Origin of the sequence: Aeromonas sp. FDAARGOS 1410 (genome assembly GCF_019048745.1) — a bacterium.
GTDB lineage: Bacteria > Pseudomonadota > Gammaproteobacteria > Enterobacterales > Aeromonadaceae > Aeromonas > Aeromonas jandaei.
In genome coordinates this window covers 407,501-422,104 of sequence record NZ_CP077401.1, presented here as the reverse complement: position 1 = coordinate 422,104, position 14,604 = coordinate 407,501, and the positions used below count along the sequence as shown (strand labels likewise).

Here is a 14,604-nt window from a genome sequence, read left to right as displayed (position 1 = left end):
TGTGGGAGAAGAGCCGGGTATGAGGGGAAGAACCGCCTCTTAGACAGCCGCAGTCAGCTGCACTTCCACCTTGTACCCTTCGTGGGCCAGACGGGCTTGTACACAGGCGCGTACCGGTGCGGTGCCTGCCGGGATCCAGGCATCCCACTGCTCGTTGAAAGCGGCGATATCGCCAATGTCTTTCAGATAGATGTTGGCCATCAGGATCTTGTCGACGCCGGAGCCGTTGGCTTCCAGCAGGCGTTGCAGGCTGGTCAGCACTTCGCGGGTCTGCTGGTGGATGTCGGCCTCTTCGCTGACGGGGACTTCCACCACATAGAGGGTGCCGTTGTGAATGACGACGTCAGACCAACGCTGGGTGGTGCCGATTCGGGTAATGGTTGTCATGGCGTGCTCCGGAAACGGGGAATTATTGACCCTTGCGGATCAGATAACGGTAGGGGGCCTGCTCTGTCTCGCTGGCGACCAGAGTGTGATCCATAAAGCGGCAGAAACTGGGGATGTCGCGGGTGGTTGAGGGATCGTCGGCACTGACCAGCAGGGTCTCCCCATCAGCCATCAGCCGCACTTTTTTACGCACCATCATCACAGGCTCCGGGCAACGAAGCCCGATTGCGTCCAACTCGTGAGTTGCATCGCAGAATAAATCACTCATCTATCATCAACCTTCAACCTATTCGGCTGTCAATGATACTCAGGGCTAAAAAATAAGCAAACCATTGGCCTGTCTAACAGCATATGTAACCAAAATGTTATTGCGGACTATCCAGCGCCTGCCGGGCGAGTAATATAAAAATTGAACCATATTCAACAAGGAGGTGAATATGCAGGTCTCCTACGGCAGATTGCAGGCCTATGCAGGCATGGGGTTCTTGTCCTTCGCCATGATAGTGATGGGCAGCCCGATCGGGAATACCGGTACCTGGTTCGGTTCCATGGTGATGGTCGGGCTGGGGCTCTGGATCGAGCTCAGCGATTACTATGACGAGGATGAGGACGAAAACGATCAATCCTGACTTGATGACGATTCAACAACAAAGGCGGAGCAATCCGCCTTTGTCATTTCTGTCGATTGGCCAGTAGCCCGGATCAGCGGGTCGAGCGCATCGCCCGCTCCAGATGCAGCGCTGTCTGCTGCGGGTTGGCTTTGGGATCGTTGAAGAAGTTGCTCAGCACATCCAGAATCGCCTGACGCATATTGGTGGGCGTGGCCATCCCCTCTGCCATGCTGGGCAGCAGATTGTCCTGTTGTTCGGCATGGAGGAAATCCTGATAGGAGCGGATGGCGCAGCGATCAAACTTGCTCATGTTGGGTTTGGTCAGCGCCGGGATCGACCCCTTCACCCGGTTGAACTCCTCCTGAAACTTCGGCGTCATCAGCAGCTGGGCCAGCTCCCCCTGCGCCTGCAGCTGGGCCGGATCCCGCTGTTTGAACATGGCGATGGAGTCGAGGTTGTAGCTGAATAGCCCGGTGCTGCCGGGGCTTGGCAGGCATTCGATATCTTCGCCCGGCCGGTAGTTGCCGGCGAGCAGCTCCCCCTTCACCCAGTCACCCATCACCTGCATGGCTGCCCCGCCGCTTTCCAGCAGATTGGTGGCCTGATGCCATTTCAGTCCGGCGTACTTTTGCGGGACGTAGGCGCGCAGCTGCTGGAAGCGGGTCAGGACCCGTACCATGTCAGGGCCGGTCAGGGTGGCGCTGTCCTGTTCCACAAAGGCTTTGCGATAGAACTGCTTGCCCCCTTCACCGAGCGCCACCGTTTCAAACAGGACGGCCAGCTGCCAGGGCTCGTTACCGATGGCGAGCGGAGTGATGCCCCGTTTTTTAAGCTTGTCGGCGACCGTCACGAACTGGGCCCAGTCGGTGGGAGGGGTGAGTTTTTGTTGCTCGAACACCTTGCGGTTGAGCCATAACCAGTTGACCCGGTGGATACCGGTAGGCACCGCCATCAGGGCGCCGTTCTGGCTGAGGGTGGCCCGCACCATAGGCGGCATCTGGCTGTACCAGCCGAGGTGCTCCGCCATGGGGGTGAGGTCGCGCAAAAAACCGAGCCCGGCCCACTCCTTGAGCTCAAACCCCTTGAGATGGGCCGCCTCCGGCGGGTTGGCTGCCAGCGCCCGGCTTTTCAGCACCGTCATGGCGCTCTTGCCACCACCGCCCTGTACCGCGAAGTCATTCCACTGGTTGCCCTTGGCGATCCACTCCGATTTGAGCACTTCGACCGCCTGCGCTTCGCCGCCGGAGGTCCACCAGTGCAGCACCTCCACCTGGGAGGCACAGACAGAACCGGAGAGCAGGGCGAGCAGGGGGAGAGGGAACCACTTCATGAGAAGACTACCTTGGCAGTGAGAGGGTGGCCTGCAGACCACCTTGCGGACGATTTTCCAGCACCAGATCGCCGCCGTGGGCGTGGGCGATGTTGCGGGCGATGCCGAGCCCGAGGCCGGTGCCGGCCTGATCCGTGCTGAGTCGGTAATAGGGCTCGAAGATGCGCTCGAACTGGTCATCCGGCAGGCCGGGGCCCTCATCCATGATGAAGAGGATCAGCATCTCCTCGTCATCCATGATGATGATGCGTACCCGCTGGCCATATTTGATGCCGTTGTCCACCAGATTGCCGATGCAGCGCTTGAGAGCCAGCAGCTTGCCGCGGTAGGGCCACTTGCAGTGCCCCTCGATGGTGAGACGTTCGTCGTGGAGGTTGAGCGACTCGGCCATCTGCTCCAGCAGGGCGTTGATGTCGATCTCTTCGATGTTCTCGTGGATGTCGGTCTCTTTGACCGTCTGCAGCGCCCCTTTCACCATCAGCTCGAGTTCGTCGAGGTCCTTGTTGAACTTGGCGATCTGAACCTCGTCGTCGAGCAACTCGACTCGCAGCCGCAGCCGGGTGATGGGGGTCTTGAGGTCGTGGGAAATCGAGCTGAACAGCCGCTCCCGATCATCGATATAGCGGCGGATTCGGTGCTGCATGATGTTGAAGGCGCGGGTCGCTGCCACGATCTCGGAGGCGCCCTCCTCCTTGAGCGAAGGCTGGTCGATATCCTTGCCGAGGTTGACCGCCGCTTTGGCCAGCCGGCGCAGTGGCCGGGTCTGCCAGCGCACCAGCATAAAGGTGAAGAAGCAGAGGAACACCGTCATCAGGGCGATGAAGCGCACCTGGTTGCTCGGCATGACGGTGTCATCCAAGGTCATGTAGGGGGCGGGCAGCAGGGCCGCCAGATAGAGCCACTCCCCCTTTTCGATCTCGATCTGGGTCACCAGCACCGGCGGATTGATGGGCTCGAGCGACAGGGTGTAGCGCGCCCAGGAGGAGGGAAGATCCGCCAGCAGGGTGTCGTTGTTGAATACGTGGAGATCTTCGGGTCGCGAGAAGTCCACCTTTATCGCCATGGCATCGGAGAGCTTGCGGGTCAGCACTCCCTGCACCTCCTCCAGCACCTGCGTCTTGCGTTCGCTGTCGGGGATGGCGTTGATGTGGATCTCCTCTTCGTTCAGCGAGACGAAGAAGCGGCTGCCGCCCATGTTGCGCAGCTGGTCGAGGGCGATGTGGCGATATTGCAGCGGCAGGGATTTGAAGAAGTTGACGGTGGAGGCGGCAGACATGGCGAGGTTGCGGGTGGTGCTGAGCATCCCTTCCAGCTCCCGCTTCTGGATCTGCTGCATCCAGATGCCGGTCAGTATGGTCTGGGAGAGCAGGATGGCCAGCAACAGCAGCAGGATCATCCGCGACAGCAGAGAGCGGGGCACCAGCGCCCCCCAGGACCACTTGTTGCTCATGGCAGTTCGTGTACCTCGGCGATCAGCATGTAGCCGCTACCGCGGATGGTCTTGATGATGCGCGGGCTCTTGCCATTGTCGCCCAGCTTCTGGCGCAGGCGGCTGATCTGTACGTCGATGCCACGTTCCATCGGCAGGCTTTCGCGGCCGCGGGTGGCATCGGAGATGGTATCCCGATCCAGCACCACGCCGGGCTGTTGCAGGAACATGCCGAGCAGCATGGCATCGCTGCCGGAAAGATCCAGCAGGCTGCCATCTTCGTGGGTCAGCTGGTGGCTCAGGGTATCCAGGGTCCACTCGGCGAAGCGCAGGCGACGGCTTGGCTCTTTCTCTTTTTCCGGCTGGCGAAATTCGGCGCGGCGCAGCAAGGCCTTGATGCGGGCCTGCAGTTCACGCGGGCTGAAGGGCTTGGCGATGTAGTCATCGGCGCCGAGTTCGAGGCCGATCACCCGATCCGCCTCGTCGGAAGCCGCAGTCAGCATGATGATGGGCACCTGGGAGGTGCGACGGATCTGCTGGCAGAGGGTAAAGCCATCCTCGCCGGGCATCATGATGTCCAGAATGATCAGGTCCGGGCTGTGCTGGGCGAGTTGCTCGCGCATCTCGTTACCCTCTGCCGCCGTCAATACCTGAAAGCCCGCCCGGGTCAGGTATTCATTGAGCAGCTCGCGGATCTCTTGGTCGTCATCGACGATCAGCAGTTGTTTGCTCATTGACATATGTATGTGCATCCACCCATTTTTTTGTGCAGATTGAACCTGTCGGGGGAGCAAAAAGCAAGCAAGCCCCCTATCTAATGTGAGGTTTGGAGCAATAACCACCCATTGCCGGGTTTAAAACGAAAAAAGGCCGACCCAAACGGGACGGCCAATACCCAGCATCCGACTACAGGCCAGTACCCCGTGTGGCGATGGCCTCAGATTTGAAAAGGGGCCGGTCATGCCGGCCCCGAAAACGTTGATATTCGATCGAGTTGCTTGTGGATTACACTCGCTCGAATACGGTGGCGATGCCCTGACCCAGACCGATACACATGGTGGCAACCCCCAGCGTGGCATCCTTCTCCTCCATCAGATTGATGAGGGTGGTGGAGATGCGCGCACCGGAGCAGCCGAGCGGGTGACCCAGCGCAATGGCGCCGCCGTTCAGGTTCACCTTCTCGTCCACCTGATCCTGCAGACCCAAATCTTTCACGCAGGGCAGGGACTGGGCGGCAAACGCCTCGTTCAGCTCGAACAGGTCGATGTCACCGATGGTCAGACCGGCCCGTTTGAGCGCCTTCTGGGTCGCCGGAACCGGGCCGTAACCCATGATGGCAGCGTCACAGCCAGCGATGGCCATGGCACGTACCTTGGCGCGCGGCGTGAGGCCGAGGGCCTTGGCGCGATCCGCGCTCATCACCAGCATGGCGGCGGCGCCATCGGACAGGGCCGAGGAGCTGCCAGCGGTGACGGTGCCGTTGACCGGGTCAAACACCGGGCGCAGCTGGCTCAGGGTTTCGACCGTGGTCTCCGGGCGGATCACCTCGTCGTAGTCGTAGAAGAAGCGGGCGCCGCTGGCGTCATGGCCTTCCAGCCCGACGATCTCCTTGGCAAAACGTCCTTCCACGGTGGCCGCGTGGGCACGGCGGTGGGAGCGGGCGGCAAACTCGTCCTGCTGCTGACGGCTGATGCCGTGCAGCTTGCCGAGCATCTCGGCAGTCAATCCCATCATGCCGGAGGCTTTCGCCACCGATTTGGCCATGCCGGGGTGGAAGTCGACGCCGTGGCTCATCGGTACGTGACCCATGTGCTCGACGCCGCCGATGATGAAGATATCCCCATCACCTACCTGAATGGCGCGAGAGGCGTCATGCAGCGCCTGCATACTGGAGCCGCACAGACGGTTGACGGTGACCGCCCCCACCTGCTTCGGAATGCCGGCCAGCAAGGCGGCGTTGCGGGCGATGTTGAAGCCCTGCTCCAGGGTCTGCTGCACGCAGCCCCAGTAGATATCCTCGATCTCGTTCGGGTCGAGGTTGGGGTTGCGCAGCAGGATGGATTTCATCAGGTGCGCGGACAGATCTTCTGCACGCACGTTGCGGAAGGCGCCGCCCTTGGACCGGCCCATCGGGGTCCGGATACAGTCGACAATGACTACGTCTTTCATGAATGGATCTCCTTTCCGCAATCAGTAGAAGGTTTTGCCCTGGGCGGCCATCTCGCGCAGCTTGTCGCTGACGCGGTAGAGCGGGCCCAAATCGGCATACTGGTCGGCCATGGCCACGTAGCGATCCAGACCGATAGTGTCCAGATAGCGGAACACGCCGCCGCGGAAGGGAGGGAAGCCCAGACCGTAGACCAGTGCGATGTCGGCTTCGGCTGGCGTGGCGACAATGCCCTCTTCCAGACAGAGCACCACCTCGTTGATCATCGGGATCATCATGCGAGCGATGATGGCGTCCTTGTCGAAATCCTGTTTCGGCTTGGCGATGGGGGCCAGCAGCTCGTAACTGGCGGCGTCAGCCACCTTCTTCGGCTTGCCCTTCTTGTCCTGCTCGTAGGCGTAGAAGCCCTTGCCGTTCTTCTGACCGAAGCGGTTCACTTCGTACATCACGTCGATGGCGGTGCGGCCTTCCTTGCTCATGCGTGCCGGGAAGCCCTGCGCCATCACGTCACCGGCATGGTGACCGGTGTCGATGCCGACCACGTCCAGCAGGTAGGCGGGGCCCATGGGCCAGCCGAACTCCTTCTCCATTACCTTGTCGACGGCGGCGAAGTCGGCGCCATCGGCGACCAGCTTGTTGAAGCCGAAGAAGTAGGGGAACAGCACCCGGTTGACGAAGAAGCCCGGGCAGTCGTTGACCACTACCGGGGACTTGCCCATGGCGGCGGCATAGGCCACCACGCGGTTGATGGTTTCATCGGAGGTCTGCTCGCCGCGGATGATCTCCACCAGTGGCATGCGGTGCACCGGGTTGAAGAAGTGCATGCCGCAGAAGTTCTGCGGGCGCTTCAGCCCCTTGGCCAGCAGGGAGATTGGGATGGTGGAGGTGTTGCTGGCGAGCACGGCGTCTTCGCCGATCACGCCTTCCACTTCACCCAGCACGGCGGCCTTCACTTTCGGGTTCTCGACCACGGCTTCGACCACTACGTCCACGCCTTTGACGTTGTCATAGCTGAGGGTCGGGGTAATGGCAGAGAGCACCTGGCCCATCTTGATGCCGTCGATGCGGCCCTTTTCGAGTTGACCGTTGAGCAGCTTGGTGGCTTCACCCATGCCAAGTGCCAGTGCCTTCTCGTTGATATCCTTCATCACCGCCGGAATGCCCTTGCTGGCAGACTGGTAGGCGATGCCGCCCCCCATGATGCCGGCACCCAGTACGGCGGCATGGCCGGTGGCCTTGCTCGCCTGCTTGGCAGCCTTTTTGGCCAGTGCCTTGATGTGCTGATCGTTCAGGAAGATACCGACCAGCGCCTTGGCCACGTCGGTCTTGGCCAGCTTGATAAAGCCCTGTGCCTCAACGACCAGCGCTTCGTCACGGCCCATGCCGGCGGCGGCCTCGACGGTTTTCACCGCGGTCATCGGCGCCGGATAGTGTTTGCCCGCCACGGCGGCAACCATGCCAGCGGCGGTGGTGAAGCTCATCATGGCTTCCAGTTTGGAGAGGCGCAGCGGCGCTTTCTTGGCGGCGCGACGGCTCTGCCAGTCCAGTTTGCCCGCGATGGCGTCCTTGATCATCTGCAGCGCAGCGCTCTGCAGCGCGTCAGGGGCGACCACGGCATCGATGGCACCCACCTTGAGGGCGTCATCGGCACGATAATCCTTGCCGGTGGTGATCCACTCGAGCGCGTTGTCGGCGCCGATCACCCGCGGCAGACGGACGGTGCCGCCAAAGCCCGGCATGATGCCGAGTTTGGTCTCGGGCAGGCCGATTTTGGCGGTGGTGTCGGCCAGACGGAAGTCGGTGGAGAGGATGGTCTCGCAGCCGCCGCCGAGGGCGTGGCCCTTGATGGCGGAGAGGGTCGGCACCGGCAGATCTTCGATGGCGTTGAAGATATCGTTGGCCTTTTTCAGCCAGCCGAGCAGATCTTCCTGCGGCAGATCGAACAGTTCCAGGAATTCGGTAATGTCGGCACCGACGATAAAGGCGTCTTTGCCGGAGGTGAGGATCAGACCTTTTAGTTCACGTTCTTGTTGTAATGCGGCGATCGCTTCGCTCAGGGAGAGCAGGGTAGCGCGATCCAGCTTGTTGACTGAACCCGGGGCATCAAACCTCAGCTCGGCAATGCCGTTTTCGAGGTAGCTGACCGACAGGGTTTCGCCTTGGTAGATCATGAGAGTGTCTCCTTGTTCCCACTCAGTGGGGAGTGGTGCTCCTTAATCCCCAGCAGGGGGCGAGGCTCACTATTGATCCAAAAGGAGACATTTTCAACACCTATTTAAAACATTTGTTTAACAGTTCTCGAGTAAAAGCTCCTCATCACAAAACGGGCAAAAGAGAGGCGCCTTGCGGCTCCCCGGATGGATGTGAGTTTGTTATCAACTGGCCAGTTCCGGCCGGTTGCGATACTGGTTCAGCACCTCGGGATCGGCGAGGGCATGAGTATTGTTGACGGGTCTGTTGTGTACCACCTCCCGCACCGCCAGTTCGACGATCTTGCCGGACTTGGTGCGTGGGATGGCATCCACCTGCAGGATGCGGGCGGGCACGTGGCGGGCGGTGCAGTGCTGCTTTATTTGCTGGCGGATCCGCTCGCGCAGCGGCTCATCCAGCTTGCAACCCGCCTTGAGCTTGACGAACAGCACCACCCGCTCGTCCTGCTGCCATTGCTGGCCGATGACGATGCTCTCTTCCACTTCGTCGAGCCGTTCGACGTAGCGATAGATCTCGCTGGTGCCGATACGCACGCCCCCCGGGTTGAGGGTGGCGTCGGAGCGGCCGTAGAACAGAATGCCGCCGGTCGGGGTCAGCTCAATCCAGTCGCCGTGACACCAGATGTTGTCGAACCGCTCGAAGTAGGCGGCGTGGTACTTGTCGCCGTTCTCGTCACCCCAGAAGTAGATGGGCTGGGCCGGGAACGGCTTGGTGCAGACCAGCTCGCCTTTCTCCCCCTGCACCGGCTGACCCGCTTCGTTGAATACCTGCACCGCGAGACCGAGGCCACGCCCCTGACTTTCGCCACGATAGACCGGGCTGAGCGGGTTGCCGATGACGAAGCAGGAGCAGATATCGGTGCCACCTGAGATGGAGCTGAGCTGCACATCCTGCTTTATCTGCTGGTAGACGTAGTCAAACCCCTCCGGCGACAGCACAGAGCCGGTGCTGCAGATCAGCCGCAAGTGCGGCAAGTCGTGGCTGTTGATGGGGGCATAACCCTGTTTGTGCAGAGCATCGAGATACTTGGCCGAGGTGCCGAACAGGGCGACCTGCTCGTCGCGGGCGAGATCCCACAGCACATTGCCATCCGGATAAAACGGTGAGCCGTCGTAGAGCACCAGAGTGGCGCCGGAGGCGAGGGCGCTTACCAGCCAGTTCCACATCATCCAGCCACAGGTGGTGAAGTAGAAGATGCGCTCCCCGGGCTTGATGTCGCAGTGCAGCTGGTGCTCTTTCAGATGTTGCAGCAGGGTGCCGCCGATGCCGTGCACGATACACTTGGGTTTGCCGGTGGTGCCGGAGGAGTAGAGGATGTAGAGCGGGTCATTGAAAGCCATCGGCTCGAACTGGAGGCCGGCGTCCGGTTGACTTGCCAGCAGTTGCTGCCAGTCGTGACCAAGCTGCAGCGGGTTGCCGAGCAGGGAGATCATCACCGTCTGCTCTATGCTGTCGATCTGGCTGACGACCCCTGCCACTTTGTCCTGAATATCAATGGCCTTGCCGTTGTAGCGATAGCCATCCACCGCAAACAGCACTCGCGGCCGGGTCTGGCCGAAGCGCTCTACCACGCTGGCCTCGCCAAAGTCGGGGCTGGTGGAGGTCCAGATCGCCCCCAGACTGGTGGTTGCCAGCATGGCTACCACGGTTTCCGGGATATTGGGCAGATAGGCGGCAACCACATCGCCACGACCAATCCCCTGATTGCGCAGCCATTGAGCCAGCCGGGCAACCTGTTCCCCCAGCTCACGCCAGCTCAGGGTGCGGCTTGGGCTCCCTTCGATGCGGGAGATGATGGCCGGGCTCTCGTCCTGGCGGCGCAGCAGGTTTTCGGCGAAGTTGAGGCGGCTGTCGGGGAACCAGCGGGTGCGCTGCATATCCTGACGATTCTCCGCCACTATGTTGCCGAGTTCGCCCTTGACGCCGCAGTGCTGCCACACCAGCGGCCAGAAGCGGGTGGTCTTTTCCACCGACCATTGCCACAGCTGCGGATAGTCCTGCAGTTGCAGGCCGTGGAAGCGGTTCACCTCTGCCATAAAGCGGTAGAGGTTGGATTGCTGCATCCTGAGCGGATCCGGTTGCCACAGGCAGAGGTTGTCCATGAGTAATCCCTGACTTCATGTATCTACCGGCAGTGTATTGAATTGTTTTTGATTTGTTAACGGCTGGTTCTCTGTTGATAACAAACACGTTTGTAACGTATGCGTTACCTCACGAAGCGGCTGCTTGACGGGTCGAGCCGCCAAGCGCTTGATGTTATGCTGCAATCACATTCACCTCGGAGCAGGACGCCATGAGCAGCTACAGCCAACTTTTTGCCCAGCATCTCGATACTTTGCAGCAACGCACCCGCGATATCCTGCAGCAACAGGGACTTGGCGGGCTGGCCATCCACTCCGGCCAGACCCACCGTATATTCCTCGATGATCAGGATTACCCGTTCAAGGTAAACCCGCACTTCAAGGCCTGGTTGCCGGTGCTGGACAATCCCCACTGCTGGCTGCTGGTGGACGGGGTGAACAAACCAATCCTGCTGTTCTATCGTCCGGTCGATTTCTGGCACAAGGTGGCGGATCTGCCCAATGCCTTCTGGGTCGAGTTCTTCGATATCCGCTTCCTGACCCGACCGGAACAAGTCGCCGATCATCTGCCGGGCAACAAGCAGGAGTGGGCCTATCTGGGCGGTCATCTGGAAGTGGCCGAGCTGCTGGGGCTGACCCAGCCCAATCCGGAGGCGGTGCTCAACTACCTGCACTATCACCGTGCCTACAAGACTCCCTACGAGCTGGAGTGTCTGCGCGAGGCGAACCGCATCGGTGTCCGTGGTCATATCGCGGCCAAGGACTCTTTTATGGCAGGAGCGAGCGAGTTCGAAATCAATCTGGCCTATATGAAGGCGGTCGGGCAGGGGGCCAACGAGGCGCCTTACGGCAATATCGTCGCCATCAACCGCAATGCGGCCATTCTTCACTACACCCATCTCTCGGCCGTGCGGGTGCCTGATGCCGAGCGTTACTCCTTCCTGATCGATGCGGGCGTCGATTTCCACGGTTATGCCTCCGATATCACCCGTACCTGGGCGTGGCGGCGTGGCGAGTTTGCCGATCTCATCGCGGCGCTGGATGCGCAGCAGCAGGAGATCATCGGCGAGATCAAACCGGGTCGTCGCTACAGTGAGCTGCATCTGCAGATGCACCACAAGCTGGCGCGCCTGCTGCAATCGACCGAGTTGGTGGATATGTCGGTAGACGAGATGATCCACACCGGGGTGACCAACGTCTTCTTCCCCCATGGTCTCGGCCATTTCCTCGGCCTGCAGGTGCACGATGCGGGTGGTTTCATGCAGGATGAGCGCGGCACCCATCTGGCCGCTCCCGAGCAGTTCCCCTATTTGCGCTGCACCCGGGTGATGGAGGTAGGCCAAGTGTTCACTATCGAGCCCGGTCTCTACTTCATCGACAGCCTGCTGGAGCCGCTGCGTCAGGGCGAACAGGGCAAGCGAGTCAACTGGAACAAGGTGGAGGCACTGCGTCCGTTCGGCGGTATCCGCATTGAGGACAACATCGTGCTGCACGCCAACGGGGTGGAGAACATGACCAGACAAGCAGGGCTCTGATGGCGGCAGCGTACTCCATTCCGGCCGCTCCATTGGAGCTCAGCGAAGAGATCAAGAAGAGTCGTTTCATTACCCTGATTGCCCACACCCCGACCGTCGAGGCGGCCAAGGGGTGGGTCAACGAAATCAAGCGTCAACATCCGACAGCTCGCCATCACTGCTGGGCCTTTGTGGCGGGCGCACCGCAAGATAGTCAGGTCTATGGCTTCAGTGATGATGGCGAACCCTCCGGTACTGCGGGCAAGCCGATCCTGGCCCAGTTGATGGGGTCGGGGCTCGGTGAAATCTGCGCCGTGGTGGTGCGCTACTACGGCGGCATCCAGCTTGGCACCGGTGGACTGGTCAAAGCCTATGGCGGCGGCGTGGGGGCAGCCCTCAAGCAGCTGGTGACCGAACTCAAGGTGCCGCGTACTCCTTCCTCCATTCATTGCGACTATGGCGACATGGGCGTGGTCGAGTCACTGATAAGCAGTCACAACGGCGAACTGCTGGCTGCCGATTACGGCCAGCAGGTCACCCTGCAGGTGGCGTGGGAGTCTGCGGTCTGGGAGCGGGTTGACCGCGAATTGACCGACAGAACCCATGGGCGGGTATCCCTTCAGCCTTTAGATGGCTAGAATCCATCGCTCTTTATCGTTTTGAAGTAGGAGCCGGAATGCACACCCTGAGCATTATTCGCATCGTTGGCCTGCTGGTTGCGCTATTCAGCTCGACCATGCTGCTGCCAGCGCTGGTTGCGTTTGGTTATCGGGATGGTGGCGGCGCCGAGTTCATCAAATCTTTCCTCATGGCCCTGTTGCTCGGGGTCGCGCTCTGGTTTCCCAACCGTTATCACAAGAAGGAGCTCAGAGCGAAAGAGGGTTTCCTCATTGTGGTGCTGTTCTGGGTAGTGTTGGGTAGCGTGGGGGCTGTGCCCTTTATTCTGAGCGATACCCCGCATATGTCGGTTTCCGAGGCATTCTTTGAATCTTTCTCCGGCCTGACCACCACCGGCGCCACCGTGCTGACCGGGCTGGACAATCTGCCCAAGGCGTTTCTGTTCTACCGCCAGCTGCTGCAGTGGCTGGGGGGGATGGGGATCATAGTGTTGGCGGTCGCTGTGCTGCCGCTGCTGGGGATCGGGGGCATGCAGCTCTATCGGGCGGAGATCCCGGGCCCGGTCAAGGATACCAAGGTGACGCCACGCATCGCCGAAACGGCCAAGGCGCTCTGGTTCATCTACCTGCTGCTGACCGCGCTCTGTGCACTGGCCTACTGGCTGGCCGGGATGACGCTGTTTGATGCGGTGTGTCATTCGTTTTCGACCCTGTCGGTCGGTGGTTTCTCTACCCACGATGCCAGCATCGGTTTTTTCAACAGTCCGGTCATCAACCTGATTACCGTGGTGTTCCTGCTGCTGGCCAGCGTGAACTTTGCGCTCCACTTTACAGTCTTTTCCCATCGACCGGTTCGGCTCGGGCGCTACCTCTATGACGCAGAGCTCAAGGTCTTTCTGGCCATCCAGGTGACCCTGGTGATGATCTGCTTTATCGCCTTGCTGACCCACGGGCACTACGCCACTTGGCAAGAAGCACTCAACCACGGTCTGTTCCAAGCGGTCTCTCTGGGCACCACCACCGGCTATAGCACCACTACGTATGCAGACTGGCCCTCTTTCCTGCCCATGCTGCTGATGTTTTCTGCTTTTATCGGCTGCTGTGCAGGCAGTACCGGTGGCGGCATCAAGGTGATGCGCTTCATGATCCTCTTTATGCAGGGGATGCGTGAACTGAAACGGTTGGTTCACCCCAGAGCTATCTATACCCTGAAGCTGGGGAAGCGGGCTGTGCCCGAGCGCATCGTTGAGGCGGTGTGGGGCTACTTCGCTACCTATATCATCCTCTTCTTTATATTCATGTTGCTGTTGCTGATGACGGGGTTGAACGAAGTGACCGCATTCACCGCCGTGGCGGCTGCTTTTACCAACGTAGGCCCAGGTCTGGGAGAGGTCTCTGCCAACTTCGGGAATATTTCACCCGCTGCACAATGGGTGCTGGTGTTGGCCATGTTGTTTGGCCGATTGGAAATTTTTACGCTTCTGGTACTGTTTACCCCTGCATTCTGGCGTAGTTGAGGTTGTTATGGACAAGATTCTGGTGCTTTATTCCTCTCGGGACGGTCAAACCCGCAAAATCATCGATGTCATGCTGAAGGAGATGCCGGGATGTGAAGTGGTGATGCACGATCTGCATACCCTGCCCAAGTGCAATCTCAGCAAGTACAAGAAGGTGTTGATCGGTGCCTCTATCCGCTATGGCAACTTCCACCCCAGCCTGCTCAGCTTTATTCATGCCCACCATGAGCAGCTGGAGGTCGCCAATGCCGCCTTCTTCTGCGTCAACCTGACTGCTCGCAAGCCCGAGAAGCAGACACCGCAGACCAATGCCTATATGAAGAAGTTTCTGCGCCTCTCTCCCTGGAAGCCGAAAACCCTGGGGGTGTTTGCCGGTGCGCTGCAGTACTCTCGCTATAACTGGTGGCAGACCCGCATTATCCAGCTGATTATGAAGATTACCGGTGGTAGTACCGATACCAGTAAAGACCTCGAATTTACTGATTGGGAAAAGGTGCGCAGCTTTGCACGCGAATTCTGGTCAAAAAGATAGCAATTCGATGTGAATATAGGGTTTATTGCCCCATAGAGCCCCGCCGATGCGGGGCTTTTGTTTAATAAAACAACGGTTGAAGCGGAAATCAGTAAAAAATGCCATTTTTTGCAATTTCCATCTTGTCATCCCAGCGCGGCTCCCTATAATGCGCCCCTACCAGCACGGCGGAACACGCCGGACTGATGAGCCAGCTTCCCTAGCGAAG

13 protein-coding genes are annotated in these 14,604 nt (G+C 59.9%); 5 read left to right on the top strand and 8 right to left on the bottom strand.

Going from position 1 to position 14,604, the window contains the following annotated elements; genetic code table 11:
- Positions 1-39: 39 nt before the first annotated feature.
- Together I6L40_RS01980 and tusA are read right to left on the bottom strand one after the other, a co-directional pair.
- Positions 40-387 (bottom strand): RidA family protein, encoded by a 348-nt coding sequence (locus I6L40_RS01980; RefSeq protein WP_033112855.1) that lies wholly within the window; start codon positions 385-387, stop codon positions 40-42.
- Between the two features lie 22 nt (positions 388-409).
- Entirely contained in the window at positions 410-655 is a 246-nt protein-coding gene (gene tusA, locus I6L40_RS01975) for a sulfurtransferase TusA (protein WP_005342448.1), read from the bottom strand.
- Between the two features lie 169 nt (positions 656-824).
- Here tusA and I6L40_RS01970 point away from each other — a divergent pair, with 169 nt between their 5' ends.
- On the top strand, positions 825-1,016 hold the full coding sequence (locus tag I6L40_RS01970) for a hypothetical protein (protein WP_005339471.1): 192 nt from the start codon (positions 825-827) through the stop codon (positions 1,014-1,016).
- A gap of 73 nt (positions 1,017-1,089) precedes the next feature.
- Here the strand turns inward: I6L40_RS01970 and I6L40_RS01965 are convergent, their stop codons facing one another.
- From I6L40_RS01965 to I6L40_RS01940, 6 genes are all read right to left on the bottom strand, one after another.
- A complete protein-coding gene (locus tag I6L40_RS01965) occupies positions 1,090-2,328 on the bottom strand; it encodes an ABC transporter substrate-binding protein (RefSeq protein WP_216994911.1) in 1,239 nt (412 codons plus the stop codon).
- A 7-nt stretch (positions 2,329-2,335) separates the two neighbouring features.
- Complete coding sequence (locus I6L40_RS01960) at positions 2,336-3,778, bottom strand: ATP-binding protein (protein WP_041210601.1); 1,443 nt, start codon at positions 3,776-3,778, stop codon at positions 2,336-2,338.
- Complete coding sequence (locus I6L40_RS01955) at positions 3,775-4,497, bottom strand: response regulator (protein ID WP_033112852.1); 723 nt, start codon at positions 4,495-4,497, stop codon at positions 3,775-3,777. Before I6L40_RS01955 ends, I6L40_RS01960 begins: the two co-directional genes overlap by 4 nt.
- 265 nt (positions 4,498-4,762) lie before the next feature.
- The gene (fadA, locus tag I6L40_RS01950; protein WP_201915687.1) at positions 4,763-5,947 is read right to left on the bottom strand and encodes an acetyl-CoA C-acyltransferase FadA; all 1,185 of its coding nucleotides are present in this window, start codon (positions 5,945-5,947) and stop codon (positions 4,763-4,765) included.
- Entirely contained in the window at positions 5,948-8,095 is a 2,148-nt protein-coding gene (fadB, locus tag I6L40_RS01945) for a fatty acid oxidation complex subunit alpha FadB (protein WP_216994910.1), read from the bottom strand.
- Positions 8,096-8,299: 204 nt separating this feature from the next.
- A complete protein-coding gene (locus I6L40_RS01940) occupies positions 8,300-10,237 on the bottom strand; it encodes an acetoacetate--CoA ligase (RefSeq protein ID WP_216994909.1) in 1,938 nt (645 codons plus the stop codon).
- 191 nt (positions 10,238-10,428) lie between these two features.
- Here I6L40_RS01940 and pepQ point away from each other — a divergent pair, with 191 nt between their 5' ends.
- Genes pepQ through hemG form a run of 4 tightly spaced genes read left to right on the top strand, consistent with a single transcriptional unit; the run spans position 10,429 to position 14,396 of the window.
- Positions 10,429-11,751, top strand: a complete 1,323-nt coding sequence (gene pepQ, locus I6L40_RS01935; RefSeq protein WP_216994908.1) for a Xaa-Pro dipeptidase — start codon at positions 10,429-10,431, stop codon at positions 11,749-11,751.
- A complete protein-coding gene (locus tag I6L40_RS01930) occupies positions 11,751-12,368 on the top strand; it encodes an IMPACT family protein (RefSeq protein ID WP_071914702.1) in 618 nt (205 codons plus the stop codon). Before pepQ ends, I6L40_RS01930 begins: the two co-directional genes overlap by 1 nt.
- Positions 12,369-12,406: 38 nt before the next feature.
- The gene (locus I6L40_RS01925; RefSeq protein ID WP_071914700.1) at positions 12,407-13,864 is read left to right on the top strand and encodes a TrkH family potassium uptake protein; all 1,458 of its coding nucleotides are present in this window, start codon (positions 12,407-12,409) and stop codon (positions 13,862-13,864) included.
- Between the two features lie 7 nt (positions 13,865-13,871).
- Positions 13,872-14,396 (top strand): menaquinone-dependent protoporphyrinogen IX dehydrogenase, encoded by a 525-nt coding sequence (hemG, locus tag I6L40_RS01920; protein ID WP_071914698.1) that lies wholly within the window; start codon positions 13,872-13,874, stop codon positions 14,394-14,396.
- Positions 14,397-14,604 lie beyond the last annotated feature (208 nt).